Raw genomic sequence first — 26,955 nt, forward strand, 5'->3', positions numbered from 1 at the left:
TGTCGCTCCCACCAGCGAGCCTGTTCGGCCACGGCGTCTGGAACGCCGTCCAGCAGCCCCGACGGCGGCAGCGGGGCCGCGTCCCGGCCGGAGGACGCCAACATGAAACCGAGGGCTCAGCACCTCAGCCAGCGGCGCGACCGACTCGGTGCCGACCACGTTGACCAGCCGAACCTCGGTACCGGGCACCGCCTCGACGCTGTACTGCTCGCCGCCGATCAGGATGTCATCCCCTGCTCGAAGCAGCCGCGGCTGCGACACCGTCATGCGCGACACCGCACCGTCGACGAGGCAGACAGGAGAGCGGAGTCCAGATCGATCTCCGGGACCTGCCTCCACAACAGGTGGAACAGCGTCGGCAACACCGAGATCGGGTCGCCGACCCGGCGAGCGCCTTCGAGCAACGGGCGCGGCCCTCGGAAGACCCGCTGCACGTCAGCAACCCGGCCCGCATGCAGGCATCGGGGATGGCGATATCCCGCCAACCAGCGCAGGTTCGCCGTCCGCACCGCGTCCATCGCGCCGACCCGACGGAACTGCCAACCGACCGACTCGCAGGCCTTCGCTGTGATCGCGAACGCCTCCGCGTCCTCCGGCCCGATCCGGTCATCGGCCCGCACGTCCAACACCACGCCGGTCCCGTCGCCCAGCCGGACGAGGTAGTCGGGCGTGCGCGAGCGGGTCTTCCCCTTCTCCTGCCACGACAACCGGAACGGCTGCGAGGACAACCCGCCAACCGCCGGGTCGAGATCCAAGGCCATGACCTGGTCCCGCTCCAGCCAGGACTCGTAACCAACAAGATCAGCCGAGAGCGGCACACGGCCCAGCGCCTGCGAACCGCCCACCGCCCGCGTCCAGGCCGGCGTACAGCGCCACGGCGTTACCCCCTCGTTGCAGAAACGTCTTATCGAAACCTTGACACGAAACCCGCCCTGGTGGAAATTTTCACCCACTCCGCCCTGGCTTGAAAGGTTTGTCGATGGCTGTGACAGCCGGATCCGATCCGCCCGTCGAGGCGGGAAGGGGCCAGCTGCTGTCCCACCTGCGCAGCGTGCTGCCCGGCCTGGCGGGTGCGTTGCGGCAGGTGGGGAACGTGATCCTGGAGGACCCGGCGTGGGCCTCCCGGGCGACGATCGTCGAGCTCGGCGAGCGCAGCGGGACCTCACCGGCCACCGTCACCCGGTTCTGCCGCAGCCTCGGCCTCGCCGGGTACACCGAGCTGCGGGTCGGGATCGCCACCGACATCGGCCGCGCCGACCAGGCGGGGTGGGAGGTCGGCATCGGCGCCGACGTGCTGCCCACCGACCCGCTCGACCGCGTCCTGCGCACCCTGCTCGCGGTCGACCTGCAGGCGATGCACGAGACCGCCGCCGGCCTCGACCTGCGCACGGTCGAGAAGGTGATCGAGGCGCTCGTCGGCGCCCGCCGCGTCGACATGTACGGCGTCGGCGGCAGCGCCGCGGTGCTCGAGGACATCCAGATGCGGATGCACCGCATCGGGCTCGCCTGCTGGACGTGGTCGGACGTGCACGCGGGCCTCATGAGCGCCGCCCTGCTCGGCCCGGGCGACGTCGCGATCGCGCTGACCCACAGCGGCCGGTCCACCGAGACCGTCGACATGCTCTCCCAGGCCCGCTCCAGCGGCGCGACCACCGTGGCGATCACGAACTTCTCGACCTCGCCGATCGCCGACGTCGCCGAGCACCTGCTGTGCACGTCGGTGCGCGAGACCTCGTACCGCTCGGGCGAGATGTCGGCGCGGCACTCCCAGTTCCTGGTGCTGGACCTGCTCTACCTCGGCGTCGCCCAGCGCACCCACGAGCGCGCGACGGAGACGTGGACGCGCGCGGGGGAGGCCGTCGCCCCGCACCGCATGCCCTACGAGCAGCGGTCCCGCCGGGGCGAGCAGGCCGACAACGCGCGCGGGGGAGCCTGATGACCGCCGGGAGCAGCACCGGGAGCCGCACCGCCGGCAGCGCGCCGGCGGCCGTCTCCGCCGCCGCGTTCGCCGCGGTCGCGGAGGAGGCGGTGCGGCGGGTGGCGCAGGAGCAGGCGGCCGCGGTGACGGCCGCGGCGGACCTGGTGGTCGAGGGCCTGCGCGCCGGCGGGGTCGTGCAGGCCTTCGGCACCGGGCACTCGCAGGCCCTCGCCATGGAGCTCAGCGGGCGGGCGGGCGGCCTCGTGCCGACCAACATGATCGCGCTGCGCGACCTGGTGCTGCTGGGCGGCGAGCCGCCGGAGGTGCTGTTCACCGAGTTCCTCGAGCGCGACCCCGCGGTCGGCCGCAGGCTCTACGACCTCGCCGGGGTGGCGCCGCCCGACGTGTTCGTCATGGCGTCGAACTCCGGTGGCAACGGCTCGGTGGTCGAGCTCGCGCACGCCGTGAAGGAGGGCGGCCACCCGCTGATCGTGATCACGTCCATGGCGCACACCAGCCGGGTGACCTCGCGCCACCCCTCCGGGAAGCGCCTGTTCGAGTTCGCCGACGTCGTCCTCGACAACGGGGGGCCCTACGGCGACGCCGTGCTCGACGCGGGCGGTGCCCCGGTGTGCGCGATCTCGTCGATCACGGGGGCGCTGCTCGCGCAGATGATCGTCGCCGAGGTCGTGCGCACGATGCTCGCCGCCGGCGAGACCCCGCCCGTCTACCTGTCGTCCAACGTGCCCGAGGGCGACGCCCACAACACCGCGCTGGAAGCGCGCTACGCGGGGCGCATCCGTCGCCCCGCCTGAGGAAGTCCGGCCGCCGCGGCCGTCGCAGCAGGAGATCTCGTACCAGGAGGCAAGTGATGAACAGGCCCCGTCCCGGACTCGACCGCAGGCAGTTCCTCCGGCAGCTCGCCGCCGCCGGCCTGCTGACCGTGCCCGGCGCAGGCGTGCTGTCGGCGTGCGCGACCAGCGGCGGCGGCCCCACCACGTCGGCGCAGGGCGAGGTGAGCGCGCAGAACCCGCTCGGCGTCGCCCCCGACGCCCCCCTCGACGTCGTGATCTTCAAGGGCGGCTACGGCGACGAGTACGCGCTGTTCCACGAGGAGCTCTACCAGCGCGCCTACCCGCAGGCGGAGGTCAAGCACACCGCCACCACGCAGATCGCCCAGGAGATGCAGCCGCGCTTCGTCGCGGGCAACCCGCCGGACGTGCTGGACAACTCGGGCGCGCAGAAGATCGACTACGCCACCCTCGCCGCCGAGGGGCAGTGCACCGACCTCGCCCCGCTCCTCGACGCCCCCACCGTCGACGACCCGAACGTCAAGATCCGCGACATCCTCCTGCCCGGCGTGATCGAGCAGGGCACCTACGGCGGCCAGTTCCTGATGCTGAACTACGTCTACGCCGCCTTCCCGATGTGGTACTCCAAGCCGCTGTTCGACCAGCACGGCTGGCAGCCGCCGACCACCCTCGACGAGATGCTCGCGCTCTGCGAGCAGATCAAGGCCGCCGGCATCGCGCCGTGGGCCTACGGGGGCACGAACGCCGCCGACTACGTGTTCGACCTCTCCCTCGGGATGGCGGTCAAGCAGGGCGGGCCCGAGGTCGCCAAGAAGATCGACAACCTGGAGCCGGGCGCCTGGCAGCAGGACGTCGTGGTCGCGGGCGTGCAGGCGATCGAGGAGATGGTCCGCAAGGGCTACTTCATGCCCGGCTCGGAGGGCCTCAAGCACACCGAGGCGCAGACCGCGTGGGTGCAGGGCAAGGCCGCCTTCTACGTCTCCGGCTCGTGGCTGGAGAACGAGATGAAGGGCATCGCGCCGCCGGACTTCACGATGACGGCCGCCCCGGTCCCGGTGCTCGACAGCGGCTCCGCGCTGCCGGTCACGGCGGTGCGCACCCAGCCCACCGAGGCGTTCATCGTCCCGGCGCGGGCGGCGAACGTGAACGGCGGCCTGGAGTACCTGCGGCTGATGCTGTCCAAGGAGGGCGCGTCGAAGTTCGCCGAGCTCACCGCGTCCGTGCCGAGCGTGCAGGGGGCCGACGCCGGCGCGGCGGCCACGCCCGCCCTCAAGTCGGTCACGGCCGTGCTGGACGCCGCGGGCGACGACGTCTTCTCGTGGCAGATCAACACCTGGTACGTGAACTTCTGGAAGAGCGTGCTGCAGCAGCAGCTGGGCAACCTGCTCGCCGGGCGCATCGACGCCAACACGTTCATCTCCACCGTCCAGTCGGAGGCCGACAAGCTCGCGGCCGACCAGAACGTGCCCAAGTTCTCGCGCTGAGCCGGGCCCGCCCGAGCGACCACCAACCCCGGGGGCTTCGATGCGTTACGGAAAGTACCGGTTCATCGCGAGCTTCCTCGCGATCCCGCTGCTGCTCTACGTCGTGTTCGTGGTGTCGCCGTACCTGCAGGCGATCTACATCTCGATGACCGACTGGCGGGGCTTCTCCGCGGACCGGAACTTCATCGGCCTCGCCAACTACGTCGAGCTGATGGGCGACGGCCGGTTCTGGCAGGCGATGTGGCACAACCTGCTGCTGCTGATCGTCGTGCCGGTCGTGACGCTCGCGATCGCGCTGTTCCTCGCCACCATGACCACGGTGGCGGGGCGGCGCGGCGCGGTCGGCAGGGGTGGCGTGCGCGGGTCGCGCTTCTACCAGGTGGTGTTCGTCTTCCCGCACGTCGTGCCGCTGGTGATCGCGGGCGTGCTGTTCAGCTTCTTCTACAACCCGGAGGCCGGGCTGCTGAACGGTCTGCTGCGGCTGCTCGGCTTCGACTGGCTCACCCGGGTGTGGCTGGGCGACCCCGCGGTCGCGCTGCCGTCGGTGATGGCGGTGCTGATCTGGAGCTTCGTGGGCTTCTTCTACGTCGTGTTCGGCGCGGCGATGAAGTCGCTGCCCACGGACGTGTTCGAGGCGGCGGTGCTCGACGGCGCGGGCCGCGTGCGGACGTTCTTCTCGATCACGCTGCCGATGCTGACCGACAGCATCAAGACCTCCTACATCTACCTGGGGATCCTGATGCTCGACGGCTTCGCGCTGCTGCAGGTGATGCTGCCCGACGGCGGCCCGGACGGGTCCACCGAGGTGGTGGCCCAGTACCTGTACCGGGCGGCGTTCACCGACGGCCGGTTCGGCTACGCGTCGGCGATCGGGGTGGCGCTGTGCGTGGTGACGTTGGTGCTGGCGGTCGTGGTCCTGCGCATGGGCAACCGCGAGCGGGTCGAGTACTGAAGGAGTCCGGATGACGATCGACACGCGGCCCGCCGTCTCCACGCCGTCCGCCTCGCCCGACGCGCGCCCGGCCCGCCGCGGCACCACGGGCGAGCTCGGGCTCACCGTCGTGGCGCAGGTGGTGCTCGTCGGCTGGGTGCTGATGGGCGTCGTGCCCCTGCTGTGGGCGGTGCTCACCAGCTTCAAGTCCGACCGCGAGATCTTCACGAGCCCGTGGAGCCCGCCCACCGAGTGGCACTTCGACAACTTCGTGCGGGCCTGGACCACGGCGAACATCGGCCGCTACTTCGTCAACAGCGCGATCGTGGTCTGCGCGGCCGTCGTGCTCGTGATGCTGCTCGGCGCGATGGTGGCCTACGTGCTCGCCCGCTACGAGTTCCCGGGCCGCAACGCGATCTACTACACGCTGGTCGCCGGGATGACGTTCCCGATCTTCCTGGCGCTGGTGCCGCTGTTCTTCGTGGTGCAGAACCTCGGCATGCTCGGCACCTACCACGGGCTGGTCCTCGTCTACACCGCGTACGCGCTGCCGTTCACGGTCTTCTTCCTCACGAGCTTCTTCCGGACGCTGCCGGGCGCGCTCGTGGAGGCGGCGATGCTCGACGGCTGCTCGCATGCGGGCGCGTTCTTCCGGATCATGCTGCCGCTGGCCCGGCCGGGGCTGATCAGCGTGGGGATCCTCAACTTCTTCGGGCTGTGGAACCAGTTCCTGCTGCCGCTGGTGCTGATGCCCGACCAGGACCGGTACGTGCTGTCGCAGGGCCTCGCGGTGCTCGCGGCCAACCAGGGATACCGCTCCGACTGGAGCGCGCTGTTCGCGGGCCTCGTGATCGCGCTGCTGCCGGTGCTCGCGGTGTACGTCGTGTTCCAGCGCCGGATCCAGGACGGGCTCGCCACGGGCGCGTTGAAGTAGGGCCCGGCGCCACCGCGCGGCGTACCGTGGGTATGTGATCGGTGAGCGACTGCGCGTGCAGGTGCTGCGGTGGGTGTTCCGCGTCCTGTTCGGGTTGCCGAGACCGGTCAAGCGCCTCCTCGCCGGGCCCCCGATCTCGGTGGACGACCAGGAGCTCGACCTCGACCTGCAGCTGCTCGGCCGGGTCGACCGGCTGTTGTCCAGCCGCGACGGCGGCACCGTCGACCGGGCCACGCTCGCCGAGCAGCGGCGGCAGGCCGACATCGCCGCCGACCTGGTGGCCGACGCGCCGCTCGAGCACATCGAGGCCCGCGACCTGGAGGTGCCGGGGGAGGTCGGGCCGCTGCCCGCGCGGCTGTACGTCCCGCGCGCCGTGCCCGAGACCCGGTCGCTGGTCGTCTACTTCCACGGCGGCGGCTTCGTGATGGGCAGCGTCGCCTCCACCGACCCGCTCTGCCGGCTCCTCGCCGCCCAGTCCGGGGTGCGCGTGCTCTCGGTGGACTACCGGCTCGCGCCCGAGCACCCGTACCCGGCCGCGCTGGAGGACGCCCTCGCGGCGTTCCGGGCCGTGCGGGACGACGCTGCCGCGTACGGCGCGCACCCGGACCTGATCGCGGTCGGGGGTGACAGCGCGGGCGCCAACCTCGCGCTCGTGGTCGCCCACCAGCAGGCCGTCCTGGGCGGCCCGCTGCCCGCGTTCGTGCTCGCGCTCTACCCCGTCACCGACGCCGAGCGCAGCGGCGGGTCGAGGGAGCTGTTCGGCACCGGGTTCGGGCTCACCGCCGACATGCTGCGCGAGCTCGAGCGCATGTACCTGCCCGACGGCGTGCCCACCGACGACACGCGCGGGGCGATCCTGCGCGCCGACGACCTGTCCGGCATGCCGCCGGTGTACCTCGCCACGGCGGGCTTCGACCCGCTGCGCGATGAGGGGGAGGAGCTCGCCGCCCGGCTCCGCGAGGCGGGGGTGCCGGTCGTCGCGCGCCGCTTCCCCGGCCTCGTGCACGGCTACGCGAGCTTCACCGCGCTGAGCGCCGCCGCCCGGGACGCCACCCTCGACGCGGCGAGCGCGCTGCGCGCGGGCCTCGGGCTGGTGGCGGCCGGCCGGCAGCCGGCGCGCGGGCGGCGCCTGCGCCTGCCGGAGCTGCGCCGGACCCGTCCCGACCCGCTCGCGGGCGGCTGATCGGCCCCTAGGATCCGGGTGTGGACCGCCGTGACACCGCCGTGACGCTGCCCTGGATGGGCGCGGGCACCGAGCTCTTCGCCCGGGCCGTCGGCGCCCTCCCCGACGACGCGCTGCGCGCGCCGAGCGCGCTGCCCGGCTGGAGCCGCGCCCACGTCGTCGCCCATGTGGCGCGCAACGCCGAGGCGTTGATCCGCCTCGCCACCTGGGCGCGCACCGGCGTCGAGACGCCCATGTACCCGTCGCGGGAGGCCAGGGCGGCCGACATCGAGGCGTCGTCGCAGAAGCCGGTCGACGTCCTGCGGGCCGAGCTGGTGAGCACGGCCGCCGACCTCGACGCCGCGCTCGCCGCCCTCGACGAGAAGACCTGGCAGGCGGAGGTCCGCAGCGCGCTGGGCAGGCCGATCCCCGCCGCCGAGATCCCGTGGATGCGGGTGCGCGAGGTGTGGCTGCACGCGGTGGACCTCGACGCGGGCGTCTCGGTCTCCGAGATCGCCCCGGACGTCGTGGACACCCTGCTCGACGACGCCACCGGCATGCTCTCGGGTGCGGAGGGCTGCCCGTCGGCGCTGCTCGCGCCCACCGACCGGGACCGGACGTGGCCGCTCGGCCCCGCCACCGATGCGCCGGTGCGGGTGCGGGGCCCGGCGGCGCAGGTGCTCGGCTGGCTGGTGGGCCGCTGCGGCGGCGACGCCGTCGAGGCGGTCGCGGCGGACGGTGCCCCCACCGCCGTGCCGCAACCGCCCCGCTGGCTCTAGCCGGCCCGGATCAGAGCCGCCGCCCGTTCCCCGATCATGAGGGTCGGGCCTGCGGTGTTGCCCGCGGGGGTGACGGGCATGACCGAGGCGTCCGCGATCCGCAGCCCGGTCAGGCCGTGGACGCGCAGCTGCAGGACGACGACCGCCAGCGGGTCGGTGCCGATGCGCGCCGTGCCCACCTGGTGGTGCCCGCTGTCGGCCGACGCCCGCACGTAGTCGCGGAGCGCGTCGCGGCTCGTCCGGTCCGGGCGGGGGTACACCTCCGACTTGATCCACTCGGCCGGCGCGGGTGTGCGCCCACCTGTCGCAGGGACTCGAGGTGGTCGACGAGGGCGTCCAGGTCACGGGGGTCGGACGGGATGGCGGGGTCGATGAGGGGCGTCTCGGTGGGTCGGCGGAGCGCAGCCGCACCCGACCGTGGCTCGCCGGGTGCAGCAGGATCGCGAGCGCGGTGAACCCCTGCTCCGGCAGGTCGTCGGTGAGCGTGGAGTAGACGAAGGAGACGAAGACCGCCTGCCGGTCGGGCTGGATCGTCCCCGGCGTCGCCGGAGTCCGCGATCAGCTGGGCCTCGATGCCGGTCATCCGGGGCGCCGGGACGTCGAGGCGGCTTGCCCACACGAGCGGGCTCGCGACGTGGTCGCGGAGGTTGCGCCCCACGCCGGGCAGGTCCCGGACCACGTCGATCCCGTGCGGGCGCAGCTCGTCGGCGGCGCCGATGCCGGAGGGCATGAGGAGCTGGGGCGTCCCGAAAACCCCAGCGGACAGCACGACCTCCTTCTCGGCCCGGATCGTGCGCCGCTCGCCGTCGCGGACGTACTCGACCCCGACGGCCCGGTCGCCGTCGACGACGACCCGCGTGACCAGCGCGTCGGTGACGACCCGCAGCAGCGGCGAGCCCGCCACCGGGCGCACGTACGACCGCCAGGCCGTCGCGCGGCGGCCGCCGCGGATCGTGGCCCGGGCGAAGCTCGCCCCGCGGCTGTCCCCGGCGTTGTAGTCGTCGTTGTCGGGGTGCCCGGCCTGCACCGCGGCGTCGACGAACGCCCTCAACCAACGGGTCGGGGTCGCCGTTGCGGTGCACCGGGAGCGGGCCCGTGGTGCTGCGCGCCGTCGGTCGGGCCGTCGTAACCCTCCAGCCGGCGGAAGTACGGTTCGACCCCCCGCCAGGACCAGCCGGTGGCCCCGGCCGCGGCCCACGCGTCGTGGTCGCCGCGCGCCCCGCGGATGTACAGCATCCCGTTGAGGATCGTGCTGCCACCGAGGCTGCGGCCGCGCGGCTTGTGGAGCACGCGGCCGCCCGCGTGCTGCTGCGGCACGGACGCGAGGTCCCGGTCGACCTCGCTCGCGAACAGCGCCGCCGCCCCGAAGGGGTGGTCGATCTCGGGCCGCCCGTCCGCCGGGCCTGCCTCGACGACGGTGACGTCGGCGCTGTCGATGGCTGTCATGACTTGTCCTCGTCGACGGCCAACCAGGTCGAGCGCCATATAGTCCGCTATCCAGATCTTCTGTTAAGCAACATAGTTGTCGTCGGCGCACCGGGGCGGCCGGACCCTCAGACGGGCCAGACGTAGTCCTCGTCCGGGTCGGCGTCGGGGAACAGCGGACCGTAGAACGCGGGGTCCTTGCGGACGAGGGCACAGCGGTGGCTGCGGTGGAACCGCTCGTCGCCCAACCAGAGCGGCAGCTCGCCGCACGACGCCAGCTCGGCCTGCGTCCGGGGCGCGGGTCGCCCCGCCGCCGCGAGGTCGGCGCGGATCGAGGCGGCGCAGGTGTCGGGCCTCCCGCGGCGGGTCCACTCGGCGCACACGGCGAGCCCGTAGGCGGCGACGCCGTCCGGGTAGCCCTCCCACATGCGCACCGCCGGGTGGTGCTTCCAGCCGTAAGGCGTCCGCGTGAGCGCCCGCAGCACCTGCAACGCCTCCACCCGCTGCTTGCCCAGCCTGCGGTCGTCGAGCACCGCGGCGCTGGCGGCGAAGTCGGGGTAGGGGAGGAACGTCTGCACGGCTACGACCCCTCGGGGCGGCCTGCGCGGCGGTCGATCACGGGACGGGACTACCCGCTTTTCGCCCGTGCGGGCACCCGTCCCCGGTGGAACAGTGCCGAGCGTGGAGATCACGTTCATCGGTAGCGGCGACGCGTTCGGCAACGGCGGGCGCTTCCAGACGTGCATCCGGGTGCGGGCGGACGGTGCCACCGCGCTCGTCGACTGCGGCGCCACGAGCCTCACGGCGATGCGGGCCCAGGGCGTCGACCCCGGTGAGGTCGCGGCCGTCGTCGTCACCCACCTGCACGGCGACCACTTCGGCGGGCTGCCGTTCCTCGTGCTGGACGGCCAGTTCACCCGGCGGACGGCGCCGCTCACGGTGTTCGGCCCGGTGGGCACGCGGGACCGGCTGCACGCGGCGATGGAGGTGCTCTACCCCGGCTCCACCGGGGTCCGGCGGCGCTTCGAGGTCGACGTCGTGGAGCTGGACGGGGCGGGCGGCACCCGCCGGTGCGGCCCGCTCGCGGTGCGCGGCTGGGAGGTCGACCACGCGAGCGGCGCCCCCGCGCTCGCCGTGCGGGTGGACGCGGCGGGGGCGAGCTTCGGCTACTCGGGCGACACCGCGTGGACGCCCGCCCTCGTCACCGCGGCCGATGGGGCGGACGTGTTCGCCTGCGAGGCGTACACGTGGGACAAGCCGGTGCGCTACCACCTCGACTACGCGACGCTGCGCGAGCATGCTGACGACCTGGGGGCGGGCCGGCTGGTGCTGACGCACATGGGGCCGACCATGCTCGCGCGGACGGGCGATGCCGAGCACGCCGCAGCCGTCGACGGGCTGGTGCTGCACGCCGGGCCGTCGTGACCGAAGGGATGGACCGATGCCGCAGCCACAGGGAGCCGAGCTCGAGGCGATCCGCGCCCGGCGCGCGGAACTGCGCGAGCGCTACCTCCTCGACCCCGACAAACGCCCCGCCCCGACCGTGCGCGGCGTGCACCACCTCGCGCTGATCTGCCGCGACGTGGAGGAGACGATCCGCTTCTACCAGGAGCTGCTCGGGTTCCCGCTGGTCGAGCTGGTGGAGAACCGTGACTACGCCGGGTCGAGCCACTTCTTCTTCGACATCGGCAACAACAACCTGCTCGGGTTCTTCGACTTCCCCGGGCACGACCACCCCGACTTCACCGAGACGATCGGCGCGGTCCAGCACCTGGCGCTGTCGACGAGCCCCGAGGAGTTCGCGGCCGCGAAGGAGCGGCTCGACGCCGCGGGCATCGAGTACCTCGGCCCGGACCGGGGCGTGGAGAACAGCCTGTACATCCGCGACCCCAACGGGGTCGGGCTGGAGTTCTACTGCGAGCGCCTCGGGTACTTCGAGGGGGAGCCGCTCCTCTCCTCCTGAGCGCCGCCCGGCGCGGCCGTGGAACCGGACCCCCCACTCGTGCGTCCCTTTTCATGGACGCTGTCTGCGTCGAAGACGTGGACCTGACGCGATGGTGGGGAGCATGGACGACTTCCGTGGCCGCGGCGGCCCGCCGCGGCCGCCAGGGCCGGGGCGCCGCGGTGGCGCCCCCCAGTGGGGTCAACCGCAGCGCGGGCCGGCGCGGCCGCACCCGGGGCGAGCCTATCCACCCCCGCCGCCCCCGCGGGGAGCGGGCTACCCGCCTCCTCCGCCGCCCCCGCCGCGCAGGCCGCGGCCCCTGCAGCGCACGGCGGTGATGCCGATCCCGCGCCGGGGGCGGCCGCAGGGGGTCGCAGGCGCGCCACCGCGCAGGCCACCCCGGCCCGCGCCGGTGCGGGGCCGCTCCAGCTGGGGCCGCCGCATCGGCATCGCGCTGCTCGCCCTGCTCGTCGCGGTGGTCGGGTTCGCGGTGTACGTCGACGGCACGCTCGCGCGGGTGCCGGCGGTCCCGTCCGACAGCGCGGCGTCGTCGGAGGGCACCAACTGGTTGATCGTGGGCTCCGACAGCCGCGCCAACCTCACGCCGGAGGAGCGCGAGAAGTACGCCACCGGCAACCCCGGGTCCGAGCTGACCGACACGATCATGCTCCTGCACACCGGCAGCGGGCCCACCACCCTGGTCAGCATCCCGCGCGACTCCATCGTCGACATCCCCGGCCACGGCCGCCACAAGATCAACTCAGCGTACGCGCGCGGCGGCGGCGCGGAGAAGGGGGGCCCCGAGCTGCTCGTCCGCACCGTCGAGAACGCCACCGGCCTGCGCATCGACCATTACATCGAGATCGGGTTCCTCGGCGTCGTCTCCGTCGTCGACGCCGTGGGCGGTGTCGAGATGTGCATCCCGGAGGCGATCAAGGACCCGAAGGCCGCGCTGGACATCGAGGAGGGCTGCCAGACCCTGGACGAGGCCACCGCGCTCGGTTACGTGCGCACCCGCGCCACCGCGTCGTCCGACTTCGGCCGGGTCGAGCGCCAGCGGGCGTTCATCTCCGCGCTGCTCAACAAGGCGACCAGCCCGAGCACGCTGTTCAACCCGTTCCGGGTGGTCCCGCTCGCCACCGGGCTGTCCGGCTCGATCGCGGTGGACAACGGCACGCACGTGTGGCACCTCGCCCAGCTGGGGCTGGCGATGCGCGGCCTGTCCGACGGCGGGATCTCCACCACGGTCCCGGTGCGCGACGGCGCGGTGCACTGGGACAAGAAGCGCGCGACGGCGCTGTTCGAGGCGCTGAAGGCCGACGAGCGGCCACCGGACAACGCGCTGGGTCCCTGAATCGATCGCCCCGGGCGGGGTACAGCGAAGCGGTGAGCTCCCGACCGGACCCGCACCGCAGGCGGTCGATGCTCGCGGCCGCCGCCGTCGGCGTCGGGCTGATGGCGGCGGTCGACGAGATCGTGTTCCACCAGCTCCTGGCCTGGCACCACTTCTACGACCGCGCAACCCCGGCGATCGGGCTGCTCTCCGACGGGCTGCTGCACAGCGCCGAGGTCGTCCTGCTCGCGGCCGGCGGATGCGCGCTCGCCGACCTGCTGCGCCGCCGGGCGCTCGTCCCCCGGGCGGCGTGGGCCGGGTTCCTGCTCGGCGCGGGCGGGTTCCAGCTGTTCGACGGCGTCGTCGACCACAAGGTGCTGCGCGTGCACCAGGTCCGCTACGGCGTTGACCTGCTGCCCTACGACGTCGCCTGGATCGCCGCGGGCGTGCTGTTGCTGATCGCCGGGGCGGCCGTGCTGGCCCGCAGCGGGGCGAGGACGTGACGGGCGGGCACGTCGCGCACGGGGGCGACCTGCTGGGATGGCTGCTGCCGGTTGCGGTCCTGCTGCTCGCGGTGGCCTGTGGCCGGGCGGTGCACGGGCGCCGGGCCGCGGGCCGCGCGTGGTCGCGGTGGCGGACGGCGAGCGCCGTGGCCGGGCTGGTGGCGCTGGCGGTCGCCGTCGCCCCTCCCGTGCAGGCGGCCGCGCACGCCGACCTGCGCGCGCACATGGCGCAGCACCTGCTGCTCGGCATGTTCGCCCCGCTGTTGCTCGTGCTCTCCGCGCCCGCCACGCTCCTCATCGGGGCGCTCCCGGCAGCCGGCAGGCGCCGGGTGGCGGCCCTGCTGGGCGCGCGCCCGCTGCACGTCGCCGCCCACCCGGTGACCGCCGCGCTGCTGGACGTCGGCGGCCTGCACCTGCTCTACCTGACGCCGCTGTACCGGCTCGCCCACGACGTCCCGGCCGTCCACGCCGCGGTGATGCTGCACGTCGTGCTCGCGGGAACCCTCTTCGCGTGGTCGATCGCCGGCCCGGGCCCCGGCCCCCGCCGGCCCGGCACGGCCGCCCGCGTGGCCGTCCTGGTCGCCGCCGGTGCGGCCCACGGCCACCTGGCGAAGCTGCTGTACGCCGGGGCGGCCGAACTGCCGCCCGGCCTGGGCGCCCCGGTGGCCGAGGTGGAGGAGGCGGCGCAGCTGGTGTACTACGGCGGCAGCCTCGCCGAGCTGGGGCTCGCGATCGCGCTGTTCGGCGGGCGGCGCGCTCGCGCCCACGCGGTCAGGCGGGCTTGCGGCGCTTCCGGGGCGCCTCGTCCTCGGCATCCTTCTTCTTCGACCGGCGCGCGGCGGGCTTCTCCTCCGCCTCCTCAGGCGCCTCCTCCTTCGGCGCCTCCTCCTCCGCCGGTGGCTTCCCGCTCGCGGCCCGGGCCGCCTCCACGCTCGCCTGCAGGGCGCTGAGCAGGTCGGTCATGCTGTCCGGGCCCTCGTCGCGCTTCTCGACCGCCGGGGCGGGCCGGGTCTCGCCGGTGGTGCGCTTGCGCTCGATCAGCTCGACGACCGCGTCGCGGTACTCGTCGTGGAACTGGGTGGGGTCGAAGTCGGCGCCGAGGCTCTCCACGAGCGAGGCGGCCATCTGCAGCTCCTGCGGCCGCAGCTCGACCTCGGCGTCGAGGATGTCGAAGTCCGGCTCGCGCACCTCGTCGGGCCACAGCATCGTCTGCAGCACGATCGCCTTGCCGCGCACGCGCAGCAGCGCGATGCTCTCCCGCTGCCGCAGCGCCACCTTCACCACGGCCATCCGATCGGTCTGCACGAGCGCCTCGCGCAGCAGCGCGTACGGCTTGGCCGCCTTGGCCTCGGGTTCGAGGTAGTAGCTCTTGTCGTACAGCAGCGGGTCGATCTGGTCGGCGGGGACGAACTCGACGACGTCGATCTCGTGGCTGGACTTCGTGGGCAGCGAGTCGAGGTCCTCCTCGTCGAGGATGATCAGCTCGCCGTCCTCGGTCTCGTAGCCCTTCACGATGTCGGCGTAGTCCACCTCCTCGCCGTCGATCGAGCAGGTGCGCTTGTACCGGATCCGCCCGCCGTCGGCCGCGTGCACCTGGTGGAACCGGATGTCGTGGCTGGAGGTGGCCGCGTACGCCTTCACGGGCACGCTGACGAGCCCGAACGACACCGCACCGCTCCACATCGCGCGCATGCGCGCCCCCGTTCCTCCGCGTTTCGCGAGTTCTGGTGCCAGCATGGCGGCGTGTTGCCCATGCTCGCCACCCCAGGTGCCCTCCCGAGCGGCCCGGAATGGCTGTTCGAGGTGAAGTGGGACGGCATGCGGCTGCTCGCCGACGTCGCCGACGGCCGGGTGCGGCTCACCAGTCGCAGCGAGCGCGACGTCACGGCCAGCTTCCCCGAGCTCGCGGCGCTCACCGACCTCGTGCCGGACGTGTTGCTCGACGGCGAGGTCGTGCTGCTGGAGAACGGCGTGCCCAGCTTCGCGGCGCTGGCCGAGCGGGTGCACGGCCCCGTCGCGCCGCGGATCGCGCAGGCCCGCCCGGTCACGTTCATGGTGTTCGACGTGCTGCGGCTCTACGGCGTGCCGCTCCTGGAGCGCCCGTTCGCCGAGCGCCGCGCGACCCTCGAACGGCTCGACCTCGCCTCGGTGCCGGTGGTCTCGCTCTCCCCGATCTACACCGACGGGGCGGCGCTGCTCGACGCCACGCGCGAGCGGGGGATGGAGGGCGTCGTCGCGAAGCGGCGCGACGGGGTCTACCGGCCGGGGCGGCGCAGCCCCAGCTGGACGAAGGTCACCCACCGGCTCGCGCAAGCCTGCGTGGTGGGCGGGTGGCGGCCGGAGCGCGGCGGCTCGAGCCGGATCGGCGCGCTGCTGCTCGGGGTGCCCGACGGCTCCGCGCTGCGCTACGTCGGCCGCGTGGGCTCCGGGCTCGCGGGCGACCGGGTGCAGCGGCTCCTGCGGGACCGGCTGATCCCGGCGGACGCCTCGCCGTTCGCCGGGCCGCTGCCGCGGGCGGAGGCGGCCGGGGTGCGCTGGTGCGAGCCGCAGACCGTCGTCGAGGTGGCCCACACGGGCCGGACCGCGGCGGGGCGGCTGTGGCACCCCGTGTTCCGCGGCGTGCGCGACGACCTGGACCCCGTCCACGTCGAGCTGGAGGCCTGATCGGGGTCACCGCTGGTGACGGCGCGGCAGCGGGGCGCGACCGGCCCCGCCGCCCGGTCACGGACGGCGCGGCGCTGCACTACGGTTGCTCCGGTGACGACGATGCTGACGTGGCAGGCCGAGGACGGCCACGCCCTCGAGGGCGTGCGGATGATCCCCGGCCACGGTGGCGGGTTCCGGGCACTCGGGCGCATGGTGCGCGTCGAGCCGGACGGGGGCTTCACCGCCTCCTACCGCCTGGTCGTCGGCGATGACGGGACGCTGGCGCGGCTCTCGGTCACCAGCGCCACCGCCGAGCGGGAACGGCACCTCACGATCAACCGCACCGACGACGGCATCTGGCTGCTCGACACGGGCAGCGGCACCGGCGCCGTCCGCGACGACTGCGCGGGCGCCGTCGACGTCGACCTGGCGTTCAGCCCGATGTTCAACACCATCCCGATCCGCCGGCTCGACCTGCACCGGCAGGCGGGCGAGCACACCCTCCCGATGGTGTTCGTGTCGCTCCCCGACCTCGAGGTGCGGGTGGCCGAGCAGACCTACCGCACCGTCTCGGAGCTGGACGAGGCCACCGGCCACGCAGAGATCGCGTTCACGTGGGGCGACTTCGCCGCCGACCTCGTGGTCGACGCCGAGGCCGTCGTGACCACGTACCCGGGCCTCGCGCGCCGGCTGCAGCCCGCGGCCAGCTGACCGTCAGAGCGCGCGCCGGGGCCAGTCCCCGGTGTCGCGCAGCAGCTGCCGGTCGTGGGTGGCGATCACGACGGCGGCCGCCGTGGCCCGCACCGACTCGGTCAGCTCGTCGACGAGCGAGATCGACAGGTGGTTCGTCGGCTCGTCGAGCAGGACGACGTGCGGCCGGGCGGCCAGCAGCAGGGCGAGGTCGAGGCGGCGCTGCTGGCCGACCGACAACTCGGCCACCGGGCGGTGGGTGTCGCGCGAGGTGAGCAGCCCGAGCGAGCCGAGCGGGACCACCTCGTCCTCGGCGAGCCGGCCCGCGCTGACCAGCCGCCCGATCGCGGCGTCGTAGAGGTCGACCGCGCGCCGCCGGGTGGGCGGTGGCGACTCCTGCGCGAGCAGCCCGACCCGCGCCGAGCGCGCGCGGTGCACCCGCCCCGTGGTCGGCTCCAGCCGCCCGGCGAGCACCGCGAGGAGGCTCGATTTGCCGGACCCGTTCGGCCCGGTCACCACGAGCCGGTCGGCCGAGCCCAGCGCGAGCGTCTGCGGGCGCTCCAGCCGTCCTCGCACGGTCACCTCCGCGGCGTCGAGCAGCGTGCCGCCCGGGAGCGCGGGCAGCTGCGGTGCGGCGAACCGCTGCCGCGGCTCCGGTGCGGTGACCGCGTGGGCCTCCAGCGCCGCCCGCCGCCGGTGCACGGCCCGCACCAGCGCTGGGGCCCTGCTGGCGCGGGTGTGCTTGCCGGTTCCCTTGTCCGGCCGCCAGCCGGTGGACAGCCGGTTCTGGGCGGCGGACAGCTCGTCGGAGAGGCGCCGGCGCTCGCGCTGCTGCTCGCGGTGCTCGGCCTCCCAGCGTTCGTGTTCGGCGCGGTTGCCCTCCCGGTAGCCCGCATACCCACCCGCGTACGTGCGCGGGCGGCCGTCGCTCGTCGGGTCCAGGTCGAGCACCTCGGTGACGACGTCGGCGAGCAGCGCCCGGTCGTGGCTGACCAGGACCACCCCGCCCGGGTGTTCGCGCAGCCGCGCGGTGAGGTGGTCCAGCCCGGCCGCGTCGAGGTGGTTGGTCGGCTCGTCGAGCAGCAGCAGGTCGTGCCGCGCGCCCAGCAGGCAGGCCAGCCGGACGCGGTAGCGCTGGCCCACCGAGAGGGTGTCGAGCCGCCGCGCGCGGTCGCCGACGGCGTCGAGGGCGGCGAGGGAGACCTCGACGCGTCGGTCGGCGCCCCAGGCGTCCACGGCCTCGGCGGCGGCGAGCGCGTCGGCATAGGCCTGCTCCGCGCCGGGCTTCCCCTCGGCGAGGTCGGCGACCGCGGCGTCGAACCGGGCGAGCAGGGCGCGGATGCCGGCGAGCTCGACGTCGACGAGATCGCCGACCGTGCGATCGGCCGGGACCGGGATCTCCTGGTCGGCCACCCCGATGGTGCCCGCGCGCCGCACGGACCCGGCGTCGGGCGGGAGCGCGCCCGCGAGCACGCGCAGCAGGGTGGTCTTGCCGCGGCCGTTCTCGCCGACGACGCCGAGCCGGTCGCCCGCGGACACCGTGAGGTGGACGTCGGTCAGCACGGGCCGCCCGCCGAGCGCGACGTGCACGCCGGACACGGACAGGTGGGCACGGGTGGATCGTTCGATGACGGTGGACACCGGTTCTTCCTCCGGGAGGAGGACCCCCGCCGCGCAGGCGTGATCGCCGGCTCGCTCAGCCGGGAAGGGTCCGGGAGAAGTGGGTGGACGTCGGACGGGGCCGACGTCTCACTGGAAGAACAGGTGCACGGGCCCGACGCTACCGCGGAGCCGCGTCGGTGGGCACCGTGTTTTCGACCGTCCGGGTTTCGACCGCTCAGGCCCAGCCGACGACGGCCTCCCCGCGGCGGCCGATCTCGCGCAGTTCGGCGGGCGTGGCGCGGCCCCGGCGCACCCGCACCCGCCGCGGGTTCCGGGCGGCGGCCCAGCGCAGGCGCGCCTCGTGGCCCGCGCGCACCGTGGCCGCCAGCCCGCCGGTCGAGGCGAGTGCGCCGCGCATCGCGCCCAGCCTGCCCAGCGCGTCGTCGACCGCGGCGAGCAGCGCGTCCCGGTTGCCCTCGCACATCGCGAGCACGAGCTCGGGCCGGGTGCCCGCCACCCGCGTGCCGTCGGCGAACGACGACGCAGCGAGCGCGAGCGCGAGGTCGTCGTCACCCGCGGCGCCCACGGAGGCGAGGACCGCGGCGAACAGGTGCGGCAGGTGCGACACCCGGGCCACCGCGATGTCGTGCTCGTCGGCCGCCGCGGGCACGACCCGCGCCCCGCAGGCCCAGGCGAGCTCGGCGACGTCGGCCCACACGTCGAGGTCGACGCCGTCGTCCGCGGCCACCACCCAGGCCGCGTCGGTGAACAGCTCCCCGTTCCCCGCCGACCAGCCCGACTCGGCGGTGCCCGCCATCGGGTGCCCACCCACGTAGCGGGCGCGCGGGGCGAGCCGGGCCACCGCGTCGGCCACCGCGACCTTGACGCTCACCGCGTCGGTGAGCCGGCATCCCGGGGCCACGGCGTCCACCCGGCGCAGCACGCCGTCCAGGGCGGGCAGCGGGACGGCCAGCACGACGAGCGCGTCCGCCTCGGCCGCCCGGCGCAGCGCGGCGTCCGCGTCGGTGGTCACGTCGAACCCGTCGGCGCGCGCCTGCGCGGCGGTCTCCTCGGAGGCGCTCGTGCCCCACACCACCCGCCCGGCCTTGTCCGCGGCCCGCACCAGCGACCCGCCGATCAACCCGGTGCCGATCACGCACACCGCCCGCTCCGTCACGCCGCGGAACGGTACGCGGGCACCGATCAGTCCCGGGCGAGCGCCCCCGCCACCCGCAGGACCCCGCGCTCCTCGAGCCGCACCCCGACGATCTGGACGCCCGCCGGCAGGCCGCCGTCGGACACCTCGCCGGGCACCGACACCGCGGGCCAGCCGGTGAGGTTGAACGGCAGCGTGAGCGCGAGCAGCTGCGGCCGCACCGCGACGGCGGCGCCGTCCACGGTGACCTCCTCGGCCCCGATCGGGGTGGCGCGCAGCCGGGTGGTGGGCAGCAGCAGCACGTCGAACCCGGCCACGGCCTCGCGCAGCGCCGCCGTGAGCCGCCGCCGGGCGCGCACCGCGTCGACGTAGGCGCGCGCGGGCTGGTCGGCGAACGCGCGCAGCCGCTCGAGGGTGATCGGCTGGTAGTCCTGCGGCCGCTCGGCCAGCCACTCCGCGTGGGTGGCGTAGGCCTCGGCCCCGACGATGACCGGGTAGGTCGCCGCCAGCTCCTCCACCACCGGCGTGCGCACCTGCTCCACGTGCGCGCCGAGGTCCTGCAGCCGGGCCGCTGCGGCCTCGACGGCCTTGGCCAGCACCGGGTCGAGCGGCCGCCAGTACTCGTCGGCGAGCAGGCCGACCCGCACCCCGTCGACGCCGGGCGGCTGGATCCCGCCGCCGGTGCCGTCCGGGCGGCTCAGCACGTCCCACGCGACCGAGGCCGCGTGCACGTCGGGGGCGAGCACGCCGACGTGGTCGAGCGACTCCGACAGCGGGAAGCACCCCTCGGTGGACAGCGCCCCGAACGCGGGCTTCAGCCCGACCACCCCGCACAGCGCGGCCGGGGTGCGCACGCTCGCGCCGGTGTCGGTGCCGAGGGCGAGCGGGACGTGCCCGGCGCCGACGGCCGCCGCGGAGCCGGAGGACGAGCCGCCCGTGATCCGCGACGGGTCGTGCGGGTTGCGGGCCGGGCCGGTCGCGGCGACGTCGCCGGTGGGGCCGTAGGCGAACTCGTGGGTGTGCAGCTTCGCGACCACCACCGCGCCCGCCTCCCGCAGCCGCGCGACCACCGGCGCGTCGGCCTTCGCGGGTGGGGCGTCGGCGAGCACGTTCGACCCGGCCCTCGTCGGCAGGCCCGCCACGTCGATCAGGTCCTTCACCCCGACCGCGACGCCGTGCAGCGGCCCGCGCCACTCGCCGCGCGCGAGCTCGGCGTCCCGTTCGGCCGCCGCCGCGAGGGCGCGCTCGGCGTCCAGCGCGATCACGGCGTTGCAGGTGTCGGCGGTGAGGCGGTCCAGGACGTCCCGGACGTGCTCGGCGGCGGAGAGCTCGCGGGAGCGCAGCGCCATGCCGAGTTCGCGAAGATCAGGCAGCACGCCCGCAATCCTCACAGACCCGCGAGCGCGAGCCCCGCGTAGACGGCCACGCCCGCCGCCATCGCCTCCTCGTCGAAGACGACGCGGTTGGAGTGGTTGGGCGGGGCGAGGGCGGGGTCGACCTCGGGCGGGCAGCCGCCGAGGAAGGCGAGCGCGCCGGGCACCTCGGCGAGCACGTACGAGAAGTCCTCCGCGCCCATGATCGGCGCGGGCATGCTGACCACCTTCTCGCGGCCGAGGACGCCGCCCGCCAGGTCGGCGACGTGGTCGGCGGCGCCGGAGTCGTTGACGGTGACCGGGTAGCCCGGCTCGATCTCGACCTCGGCCGTGCAGCCGTGGGCCATCGCGATGTGCGTGCACACCCGCCGGATCTCCTCGTACATCGTGGCGCGGGTGGCCTCGGACAGGCTGCGCAGCGTGCCCTCGAGGTATGCGGTCTCGGGGATGACGTTGCTGGTGGTGCCCGCGACGATGTGGGCGATCGTGAGCACCACCGGCTGGTGGGTGTCGATGCGGCGGGTCACCGCCGTCTGCAGCGCCCCGACCATCGCCGCGGCCGCGGGCACCGGGTCGAGCGCGTCGTGCGGCGCCGACGCGTGCCCGCCGCGGCCGTTGACGGTGACCCGGACCGTGTCGGCCGCGGCCATGAGCGGCCCGGGGCGGGCGTGGATCTCACCGGAGGGCAGCGTGGCGGAGATGTGCAGGGCGAACGCGGCGTCCGGCCGGCCCGCGGGGCCGTTCCGGTCGAGCAGTCCCTCCTCGATCATGTACCGGGCGCCGTGGAAGCCCTCCTCACCGGGCTGGAACATGAACACCACGCGGCCGGCGAGCTCGTCGCGGCGGTCGGCGAGCACCCGGGCCGCGCCCGCGAGCATCGCCGTGTGGGTGTCGTGCCCGCAGGCGTGCATCGTGCCGTCGACCTCGGAGGCGAACGGGAGCCCGGTGTCCTCCGGCAGGGGCAGGGCGTCCATGTCCCCGCGCAGCAGGATCGTGGGGCCGGGCCGGTGCCCCTCCAACACGGCCACCACCGAGCTGACCGACCGCCCGAGGTGCACCTGCACCGGCAGGTCGGCGAGCGCGGAGAGCACCGCGTCCCGGGTGCGGGGGAGGTTGAGCCCGACCTCCGGATGGCGATGCAGGGCGCGTCGCAGCGTCACGGTTCGTGGCTGGACGCTCCGAGCGTGTGCGTGGAGTCCGTCGATCGGGGCACCCGGTAGCGACATGTGCACGATCCTGGCATCTCCGGGAGGTGACGCGGGGGCCAACTTCCGGTTGTGGTTTGGACCACACTCCCGCGGGGGCTTACCGTAGAGGTATGGCGGTGCAGAGCATCCAGCGTCCCGCGGACGTGCGGGAACAGGCCCTGCCCGGGTTCGCCGTCGCGGCGATCCGGGAGGAGGGCCTGTGGCGCTGCGTGCGGCTGTCCCCCAAGGCGCTCGTGGACCTCGACACGGCGATCACCGAGCTGCGGGGGCTGCGCTCCACGGGCGCCGTCATCGGCCTGCTCGACGTGGACGACGAGTTCTTCGTGCTGCTGCGCCCCACGCTGGGTGGGGTCTCGCTGATGCTCTCCGACGCGGTGGCCGCGCTCGACTACGACGTGGCCGCCGACGTGCTCGACCTGCTCCGCGTGGAGCTGCCACCCGAGGAGGAAGCGCTCGACGCACCGCCGTGGCCCGAGGGCGACCTCGGGATCCTCGCCGACCTCGGCCTGCCCGCCGACGAGCTGGAGGTGCTCGCCACCGAGGTGGAGCTCTACCCGGACGAGCAGCTGGCGGCGATCGCCCGCCGCTGCGGGTTCGCCGACGCGCTCGCCGAGGTGGTCGACCAGTGATCCACCCCGGGGTGCGCCCGGCGTGACGCTGCCCCCGCTCGCCTCGGACGAGGCGCTGGTCCGGCGCGCGCTGGAGGTGGCCGCGGCCGCCCCCGCCACCGGTGACGTCCCGATCGGCGCGGTCGTCGTCGACGCGTCGGGCCGCGAGCTCGCCGCCGCCTGCAACGCCCGCGAGGCCACCGGCGACCCGACGGCGCACGCCGAGCTGCTGGCGCTGCGGGAGGCCGCCCGGGTGGTGGACAGCTGGCGGCTCGAGGGCTGCACGGTCGCGGTGACCGTCGAGCCCTGCACGATGTGCGCGGGCGCGCTCGGGCTGGCCCGCGTCGCGCGGGTCGTCTTCGGCGCGTGGGAGCCGAAGACGGGCGCCGTCGGCTCCCTGTGGGACGTGCTGCGCGACCGGCGGCTGAACCACCGCCCCGAGGTGGTGGGCGGCGTGCTGGAGGCCGACTGCGCCGCGCTGCTCGAGGGGTTCTTCGCCACCCACCGCGCCTGACCGGCGCTACCTCGGGAACCGCTGGGTGAGCCAGCTGCGGACGTACTCGAGCGCGGACGGGTCGATGGTCGTGTCGATCGTGGCGTACTCGTCCAGGGCGCCGGTGCGGGCCGGCTGCATGAGGAAGTTGAGGCCCGGCAGCGTGCGGACGGTGGCGTCCGGGCTGCCCGCGAGCAGGTTGCGCATCAGCGGCTCGTTCTGTCCGGCGGAGACCTGCAGGTCCGCGCCGCCGTAGAGGGCGAGCACCGGCACCCGCAGCGCCTGCAGCGCCGGGGCCGGGTCGTGCACGATCCACGACCGGTAGTACGGGTTGACCGTCGCCGCGATCTGGGCCTCGAGGTCCTCCACGGCCGGCCGCTGCTCCGGGGGCAGCGCCTCGGCCTGCGCCACCAGCTGCTGCACCGCGAGGGCGCGGGCCCGCTCGTAGTCCTCGGCGCGCAGCAGGGCGGCGAGCGTGCGCACGTACGCGGCCTGCTGCTCGACGAACCCCGGGGGCGCCCCGGCGGCCTCCAGCACCAGCTGGTTCTGGGTCACCACCACCTCCTCACCCGGCGTGGCGGGCGTCGCCATCATGATCACGAACGCGATCGGGGTGCGCTGGGCGACCATCGGCGCGAGGTAGCCGCCCTCGCTGTGCCCGAGCAGCCCGATCCGGTCGCGGTTGATCTCCGGGCGGGTGCGCAGGAACTCGACGCCGGCCACGGCGTCGGCCGTGAGCTGCTCGTAGGTCGACTCGTAGAGCTGCCCGCCCGAGCCGCCGACGCCGCGGTCGTCGACCCGCAGCACCGCGTAGCCCGCGCGCGTGAGCAGGTCGGCGAGCAGCAGGAACGGCTTGTGCCCGAAGAACTCGGCGTCGCGGTTCTGCGGGCCGCTGCCCGACAGCAGCAGCACCGCGGTGAACGGACCCGGTCCCTCCGGCCGGGTGAGGGTGCCGGCGAGGTCGACGCCGTCGCCGGCGTAGGTGACCTCCTCGACCCGGTACGGGAAGGGCGGCTTGGGCTCCTGTGGCCTGCCCGCCACCGGCCCGGGCCGCAGCACGAGCGGGTACGACTGCCCGTACTGGGTGAACGCGCCGGGGATGCTCTTGCCGTCGGCCTCGAAGGTCCCGCGGAACCACGCGTCGCCGCCCAGCTCGGGCAGGCGGAACGACAGCTCCCTGCCCTCCAGCAGCACGTCGGACAGCGGCATCGCCGTGATCGCCTGCGCCGGGATGTCGATCTCGCCGCGGAGCCCGCCGTTCTCCGCCGTGAGCCGGATGCCGATCTCGAGCGGCGCGTCGGGGATCCCGATCCGGCCCGCCCACTCGCCCGCCGTCGTCTCGACCGTGGGGGTCACCGGAGGCGGCGGAGGGGGTGGGGGAGGCGGTTCCTCCGCCGCCCCGCAGCCCGAGAGCAACAGCAGCACGACCGGGAGGGCGGCGAGCAACCGGCGCATGGCGTTCACCGTATTGGAGGTACGCCGGGCCGCCCTACCCCAGCCGCCCCGCGGCGATCACGCGGGACAGGAACTGCCGCGTGCGCTCCTCGACCGGATCGCCGAGCACCTGCGACGGCGGGCCGGACTCGAGCACGCGTCCGCCGTCGAGGAAGCACACGAGGTCCGAGACCTGGCGCGCGAAGCCCATCTCGTGGGTCGCCATGAGGATCGTGACCCCGTCGGACGCGAGCCCGCGCACGATCGCGAGCACCTCGCCGACCAGCTCCGGGTCGAGCGCGGAGGTGATCTCGTCGAGCAGGAGCAGGCGCGGGCGGACCGCGAGCGCCCTGGCGATCGCCACGCGCTGCTGCTGGCCGCCGGAGAGCCGGTCGGGGTGGGCGTCGGCCCGGTCGGCGAGCCCGACCCGGTCGAGCAGCTCGCGGGCCCGCTCGTCGGCCTCGGCGGAGCTCAGCCCGTGCACCACGCGCGGGGCCAGCGCGACGTTCTGCAGCGCGGTCATGTGCGGGAACAGGTTGAACGCCTGGAACACGATCGCCATGCGCCGCTGCGCGGCCGCCGCGTCGGCCCGCGGGTCCGACACGTCCACGCCGTCCAGCAGCACCTGCCCGTCGTCGATCTCCTCCAGCAGGTCGACGCAGCGCAGGAGCGTCGACTTCCCGGAACCCGACGAGCCGATCAGCGTGACGACCTGGTGCTCGCCGACCTCGAGGTCGACGTGGTCGAGCACGGTGGCCTCGCCGTAGCGCTTGACGAGGCCGCGAACCTCCAGCACCGGCGTCATGCCTGCCCCTCCCGACGGCTCGCGCGGGCGGCCACGGCGTCGGCGATCCGGCCGGTGGGCACCGCGAGCAGCACGAACAGCAGCGCCGCCACGACGTAGGGGGTGAAGTCGAAGGTGCGTGCCGAGGCGATCTGGGCCGCCCGGATCGCGTCGACGGCGCCGAGCACGGAGATCAGCCCGACGTCCTTCTGCAGGGCGACGAAGTCGTTCAGCAGCGGCGGCAGCACCCGCCGCACCGCCTGCGGGAGGATCACCAGCCGCATCGTCTGGCGGTGGGTCAGGCCGAGCGAGCGGGCCGCGGCGCGCTGCGACGGGTGCACCGACTCGATGCCGGCCCGGAACACCTCGGCCACGTACGCGGAGTAGACGAGGATCAGCGTGATCGTGCCGAGCACCGCGGTGTCGGTCGGCACCCCCTGCAGCCGCAGCGCGGGCAGCCCGAAGCCGATCAGGTAGAGCGCGATGAGCAGGGGCACGCCCCGGAACAGGTCGACGTAGCCGGTGGCCAGCGCCCGCAGCGGGAAGAACACCGGACCGCGCAGCGTGCGCAGCACGGCGATCAGCAGCCCGAGTGCCAGCACCCCGATCTCGGCCACCACGAGCACCCGCAGGTTGAGCCACAGGCCCGCCGCCACCTCGGGCAGCGACTCCCAGCCGACCCGCAGGTCGAAGAACGTCTCCTGGACGCGCGGCCAGCCGGGAGCGCTGGTCACCCCGATGAAGACCGCGGCCGCGAACACCACGGTCGAGGCCAGCGCGAGGAGCGTGGAGCGCCGCGCCCTCGACCGGCGGTACGCCAACCGCTCCTGTGCCAGCGGGCTCAGGGTCACCGCAGCTCCGGCGCGGTCTCCGCGGAGGCGAGCCACTGCTGTTCGATCGCGGCGAGCGTGCCGTCGGCCCGCAGTTCCTCGATCGCAGCCGAGACGCACGGCGTGAGCGGGCTGTCCTTGTCCAGCACGGCGCCGAACTGCTCGGGCGTGCCGCCGCCGAGCGGCAGCTGGCCGACGATCGTCGCACCCTCCAGCTCCGCCGACGTGATGTAGAAGGCGGTCGGCAGGTCCACCACGATCGCGTCGACCTGGCCGTTGGACAGGGCGAGCTTCGCGTCGTCGTTGGTGTTGAACACCGCGGGCTCGGTCGTGGGCGCGATCTGGTCGACGATCGCCTGGTAGCTGGTCGAGCCCACCTGTGCGCCCAGGCGCACGCCCTCGAGGTCGGCGATCGACGACGCGTTCCCGGCCGGGCTGTCCCGCAGCGCGACCACCGCCTGTTTCACGTCGTAGTAGGGCGCCGAGAAGTCCACGGCCTGCGCCCGCTCCGGGGTGATCGAGAACTCGTTGAGGTCGAGGTCGAACGACTTCGGCCCCGGCTGGATGGCGGCGTTGAACGGCACGCGCACCCAGCTCACGTTCTCCCGCGGGTAGCCGAGCCGCTCGGCGACCGCGTACGCCACGGCGCTTTCGAACCCGCGCCCGGACGCCGGATCGTCGTCGAGGTACCACGGGGGGTAGACCGGCTGATCGGTGCCGAACGTGAGCGTGCCCTCCGCGAGGGTGGGCAGCGCGCCGGGCGCGCAGCCCGGTTCGTCGGACGAAGGGGGAGCGGACGGCTCCGGGGCGCACGCGGTGGCGGCGACGACGAGGGCGGCCGCGGCGATCACGCGCCGGGTCGCGGACCAGGAGATCACCGGTGGATTCTGCCCTGCCCCGGGGTGCGC

The 26,955-nt window shown here is 74.4% G+C and carries 28 protein-coding genes and 2 pseudogenes; 16 read left to right on the forward strand and 14 right to left on the reverse strand.

What is annotated here, in order from left to right:
* Window positions 1-263 precede the first annotated feature (263 nt).
* Window positions 264-845: a TnsA-like heteromeric transposase endonuclease subunit gene (locus VKZ81_RS12165; protein ID WP_324241610.1), complete on the reverse strand. Its 582-nt coding sequence runs from the start codon at window positions 843-845 to the stop codon at window positions 264-266.
* 134 nt (window positions 846-979) lie between these two features.
* On the opposite strand from VKZ81_RS12165, the gene VKZ81_RS12170 reads away from it, so the two are divergent.
* The 7 genes from VKZ81_RS12170 to VKZ81_RS12200 are packed head-to-tail and all read left to right on the forward strand — an operon-like array spanning window position 980 to window position 8,020.
* Complete coding sequence (locus VKZ81_RS12170) at window positions 980-1,936, forward strand: MurR/RpiR family transcriptional regulator (protein ID WP_324241611.1); 957 nt, start codon at window positions 980-982, stop codon at window positions 1,934-1,936.
* On the forward strand, window positions 1,936-2,733 hold the full coding sequence (locus VKZ81_RS12175) for an SIS domain-containing protein (protein WP_324241612.1): 798 nt from the start codon (window positions 1,936-1,938) through the stop codon (window positions 2,731-2,733). Before VKZ81_RS12170 ends, VKZ81_RS12175 begins: the two co-directional genes overlap by 1 nt.
* A 56-nt stretch (window positions 2,734-2,789) precedes the next feature.
* Window positions 2,790-4,214 carry an N-acetylglucosamine/diacetylchitobiose ABC transporter substrate-binding protein gene (ngcE, locus tag VKZ81_RS12180; RefSeq protein WP_324241613.1) on the forward strand — a complete coding sequence of 475 codons (1,425 nt, stop codon included), beginning with the start codon at window positions 2,790-2,792 and terminating at the stop codon, window positions 4,212-4,214.
* A 40-nt stretch (window positions 4,215-4,254) separates the two neighbouring features.
* Window positions 4,255-5,166, forward strand: a complete 912-nt coding sequence (locus tag VKZ81_RS12185; RefSeq protein ID WP_324241614.1) for a carbohydrate ABC transporter permease — start codon at window positions 4,255-4,257, stop codon at window positions 5,164-5,166.
* Window positions 5,167-5,176: 10 nt separating this feature from the next.
* Window positions 5,177-6,079, forward strand: a complete 903-nt coding sequence (locus VKZ81_RS12190) for a carbohydrate ABC transporter permease (RefSeq protein WP_324241615.1) — start codon at window positions 5,177-5,179, stop codon at window positions 6,077-6,079.
* Window positions 6,080-6,113: 34 nt separating this feature from the next.
* Window positions 6,114-7,262, forward strand: coding sequence for an alpha/beta hydrolase (locus tag VKZ81_RS12195; RefSeq protein ID WP_324241616.1), 1,149 nt, complete (start codon window positions 6,114-6,116; stop codon window positions 7,260-7,262).
* Window positions 7,263-7,282: 20 nt separating this feature from the next.
* A complete protein-coding gene (locus tag VKZ81_RS12200; RefSeq protein ID WP_324241617.1) occupies window positions 7,283-8,020 on the forward strand; it encodes a maleylpyruvate isomerase family mycothiol-dependent enzyme in 738 nt (245 codons plus the stop codon).
* On the opposite strand, the gene VKZ81_RS12205 is transcribed toward VKZ81_RS12200, so the two are convergent.
* The 4 genes and pseudogenes from VKZ81_RS12205 to VKZ81_RS12220 all read right to left on the reverse strand — a co-directional run bounded on the left by VKZ81_RS12205 (window position 8,017) and on the right by VKZ81_RS12220 (window position 10,023).
* The gene (locus tag VKZ81_RS12205; RefSeq protein WP_324241660.1) at window positions 8,017-8,292 is read right to left on the reverse strand and encodes a GMC oxidoreductase; all 276 of its coding nucleotides are present in this window, start codon (window positions 8,290-8,292) and stop codon (window positions 8,017-8,019) included. The genes VKZ81_RS12200 and VKZ81_RS12205 overlap by 4 nt on opposite strands.
* 419 nt (window positions 8,293-8,711) lie before the next feature.
* A pseudogene (locus VKZ81_RS35130) lies at window positions 8,712-9,047 on the reverse strand (GMC family oxidoreductase N-terminal domain-containing protein); the annotation flags it as partial.
* A gap of 20 nt (window positions 9,048-9,067) precedes the next feature.
* Window positions 9,068-9,466: a GMC family oxidoreductase N-terminal domain-containing protein gene (locus VKZ81_RS12215; RefSeq protein WP_324241619.1), complete on the reverse strand. Its 399-nt coding sequence runs from the start codon at window positions 9,464-9,466 to the stop codon at window positions 9,068-9,070.
* A gap of 107 nt (window positions 9,467-9,573) precedes the next feature.
* Window positions 9,574-10,023: an MSMEG_6728 family protein gene (locus tag VKZ81_RS12220; RefSeq protein ID WP_324241620.1), complete on the reverse strand. Its 450-nt coding sequence runs from the start codon at window positions 10,021-10,023 to the stop codon at window positions 9,574-9,576.
* Window positions 10,024-10,126: 103 nt separating this feature from the next.
* Here VKZ81_RS12220 and VKZ81_RS12225 point away from each other — a divergent pair, with 103 nt between their 5' ends.
* The 5 genes and pseudogenes from VKZ81_RS12225 to VKZ81_RS12245 form a co-directional block, all read left to right on the forward strand.
* A complete protein-coding gene (locus tag VKZ81_RS12225) occupies window positions 10,127-10,870 on the forward strand; it encodes an MBL fold metallo-hydrolase (RefSeq protein ID WP_324241621.1) in 744 nt (247 codons plus the stop codon).
* A gap of 16 nt (window positions 10,871-10,886) precedes the next feature.
* On the forward strand, window positions 10,887-11,408 hold the full coding sequence (locus VKZ81_RS12230) for a VOC family protein (protein ID WP_324241622.1): 522 nt from the start codon (window positions 10,887-10,889) through the stop codon (window positions 11,406-11,408).
* A 316-nt stretch (window positions 11,409-11,724) separates the two neighbouring features.
* Complete coding sequence (locus VKZ81_RS12235) at window positions 11,725-12,741, forward strand: LCP family protein (protein WP_324241623.1); 1,017 nt, start codon at window positions 11,725-11,727, stop codon at window positions 12,739-12,741.
* Between the two features lie 32 nt (window positions 12,742-12,773).
* Window positions 12,774-13,223: a DUF2243 domain-containing protein gene (locus VKZ81_RS12240; protein ID WP_324241624.1), complete on the forward strand. Its 450-nt coding sequence runs from the start codon at window positions 12,774-12,776 to the stop codon at window positions 13,221-13,223.
* A gap of 89 nt (window positions 13,224-13,312) precedes the next feature.
* A pseudogene (locus VKZ81_RS12245) lies at window positions 13,313-13,954 on the forward strand (cytochrome c oxidase assembly protein); the annotation flags it as partial.
* 40 nt (window positions 13,955-13,994) lie between these two features.
* Here the strand turns inward: VKZ81_RS12245 and ku are convergent.
* Entirely contained in the window at window positions 13,995-14,915 is a 921-nt protein-coding gene (gene ku, locus VKZ81_RS12250; RefSeq protein ID WP_324241625.1) for a non-homologous end joining protein Ku, read from the reverse strand.
* 60 nt (window positions 14,916-14,975) lie between these two features.
* Here ku and ligD point away from each other — a divergent pair, with 60 nt between their 5' ends.
* Together ligD and VKZ81_RS12260 are read left to right on the forward strand one after the other, a co-directional pair.
* Window positions 14,976-15,887, forward strand: coding sequence for a non-homologous end-joining DNA ligase (ligD, locus tag VKZ81_RS12255; RefSeq protein WP_324241661.1), 912 nt, complete (start codon window positions 14,976-14,978; stop codon window positions 15,885-15,887).
* Window positions 15,888-15,989: 102 nt separating this feature from the next.
* Window positions 15,990-16,580 carry a putative glycolipid-binding domain-containing protein gene (locus tag VKZ81_RS12260; protein WP_324241662.1) on the forward strand — a complete coding sequence of 197 codons (591 nt, stop codon included), beginning with the start codon at window positions 15,990-15,992 and terminating at the stop codon, window positions 16,578-16,580.
* 3 nt (window positions 16,581-16,583) lie between these two features.
* Here VKZ81_RS12260 and VKZ81_RS12265 read toward each other — a convergent pair whose 3' ends face one another.
* The 4 genes from VKZ81_RS12265 to VKZ81_RS12280 all read right to left on the reverse strand — a co-directional run bounded on the left by VKZ81_RS12265 (window position 16,584) and on the right by VKZ81_RS12280 (window position 21,916).
* Entirely contained in the window at window positions 16,584-18,200 is a 1,617-nt protein-coding gene (locus tag VKZ81_RS12265) for an ATP-binding cassette domain-containing protein (protein ID WP_324241626.1), read from the reverse strand.
* Between the two features lie 196 nt (window positions 18,201-18,396).
* Entirely contained in the window at window positions 18,397-19,338 is a 942-nt protein-coding gene (locus VKZ81_RS12270; protein WP_324241627.1) for a prephenate dehydrogenase, read from the reverse strand.
* Window positions 19,339-19,364: 26 nt separating this feature from the next.
* Window positions 19,365-20,693: an amidase gene (locus VKZ81_RS12275; protein WP_324241628.1), complete on the reverse strand. Its 1,329-nt coding sequence runs from the start codon at window positions 20,691-20,693 to the stop codon at window positions 19,365-19,367.
* Between the two features lie 11 nt (window positions 20,694-20,704).
* Window positions 20,705-21,916 carry a M20 metallopeptidase family protein gene (locus VKZ81_RS12280; protein ID WP_324241629.1) on the reverse strand — a complete coding sequence of 404 codons (1,212 nt, stop codon included), beginning with the start codon at window positions 21,914-21,916 and terminating at the stop codon, window positions 20,705-20,707.
* Window positions 21,917-22,008: 92 nt separating this feature from the next.
* On the opposite strand from VKZ81_RS12280, the gene VKZ81_RS12285 reads away from it, so the two are divergent.
* Window positions 22,009-22,527, forward strand: coding sequence for a tRNA adenosine deaminase-associated protein (locus VKZ81_RS12285; protein ID WP_324241630.1), 519 nt, complete (start codon window positions 22,009-22,011; stop codon window positions 22,525-22,527).
* Window positions 22,528-22,555: 28 nt separating this feature from the next.
* Window positions 22,556-23,020, forward strand: a complete 465-nt coding sequence (locus VKZ81_RS12290) for a nucleoside deaminase (protein WP_414709364.1) — start codon at window positions 22,556-22,558, stop codon at window positions 23,018-23,020.
* A gap of 6 nt (window positions 23,021-23,026) precedes the next feature.
* Here the strand turns inward: VKZ81_RS12290 and VKZ81_RS12295 are convergent, their stop codons facing one another.
* Genes VKZ81_RS12295 through VKZ81_RS12310 form a run of 4 tightly spaced genes read right to left on the reverse strand, consistent with a single transcriptional unit; the run spans window position 23,027 to window position 26,925 of the window.
* Window positions 23,027-24,454 carry an alpha/beta hydrolase family protein gene (locus VKZ81_RS12295; RefSeq protein WP_324241631.1) on the reverse strand — a complete coding sequence of 476 codons (1,428 nt, stop codon included), beginning with the start codon at window positions 24,452-24,454 and terminating at the stop codon, window positions 23,027-23,029.
* A 34-nt stretch (window positions 24,455-24,488) separates the two neighbouring features.
* A complete protein-coding gene (locus VKZ81_RS12300; RefSeq protein WP_324241632.1) occupies window positions 24,489-25,238 on the reverse strand; it encodes an amino acid ABC transporter ATP-binding protein in 750 nt (249 codons plus the stop codon).
* Entirely contained in the window at window positions 25,235-26,068 is an 834-nt protein-coding gene (locus VKZ81_RS12305) for an amino acid ABC transporter permease (RefSeq protein ID WP_324241633.1), read from the reverse strand. Before VKZ81_RS12305 ends, VKZ81_RS12300 begins: the two co-directional genes overlap by 4 nt.
* Window positions 26,065-26,925 (reverse strand): ABC transporter substrate-binding protein, encoded by an 861-nt coding sequence (locus VKZ81_RS12310; RefSeq protein WP_324241634.1) that lies wholly within the window; start codon window positions 26,923-26,925, stop codon window positions 26,065-26,067. The genes VKZ81_RS12305 and VKZ81_RS12310 overlap by 4 nt, the downstream gene beginning before the upstream one ends.
* Window positions 26,926-26,955: the final 30 nt, after the last annotated feature.

The sequence above is a fragment of the Pseudonocardia sp. genome (assembly GCF_035305885.1).
In the GTDB taxonomy this organism is placed as follows: domain Bacteria; phylum Actinomycetota; class Actinomycetes; order Mycobacteriales; family Pseudonocardiaceae; genus Pseudonocardia.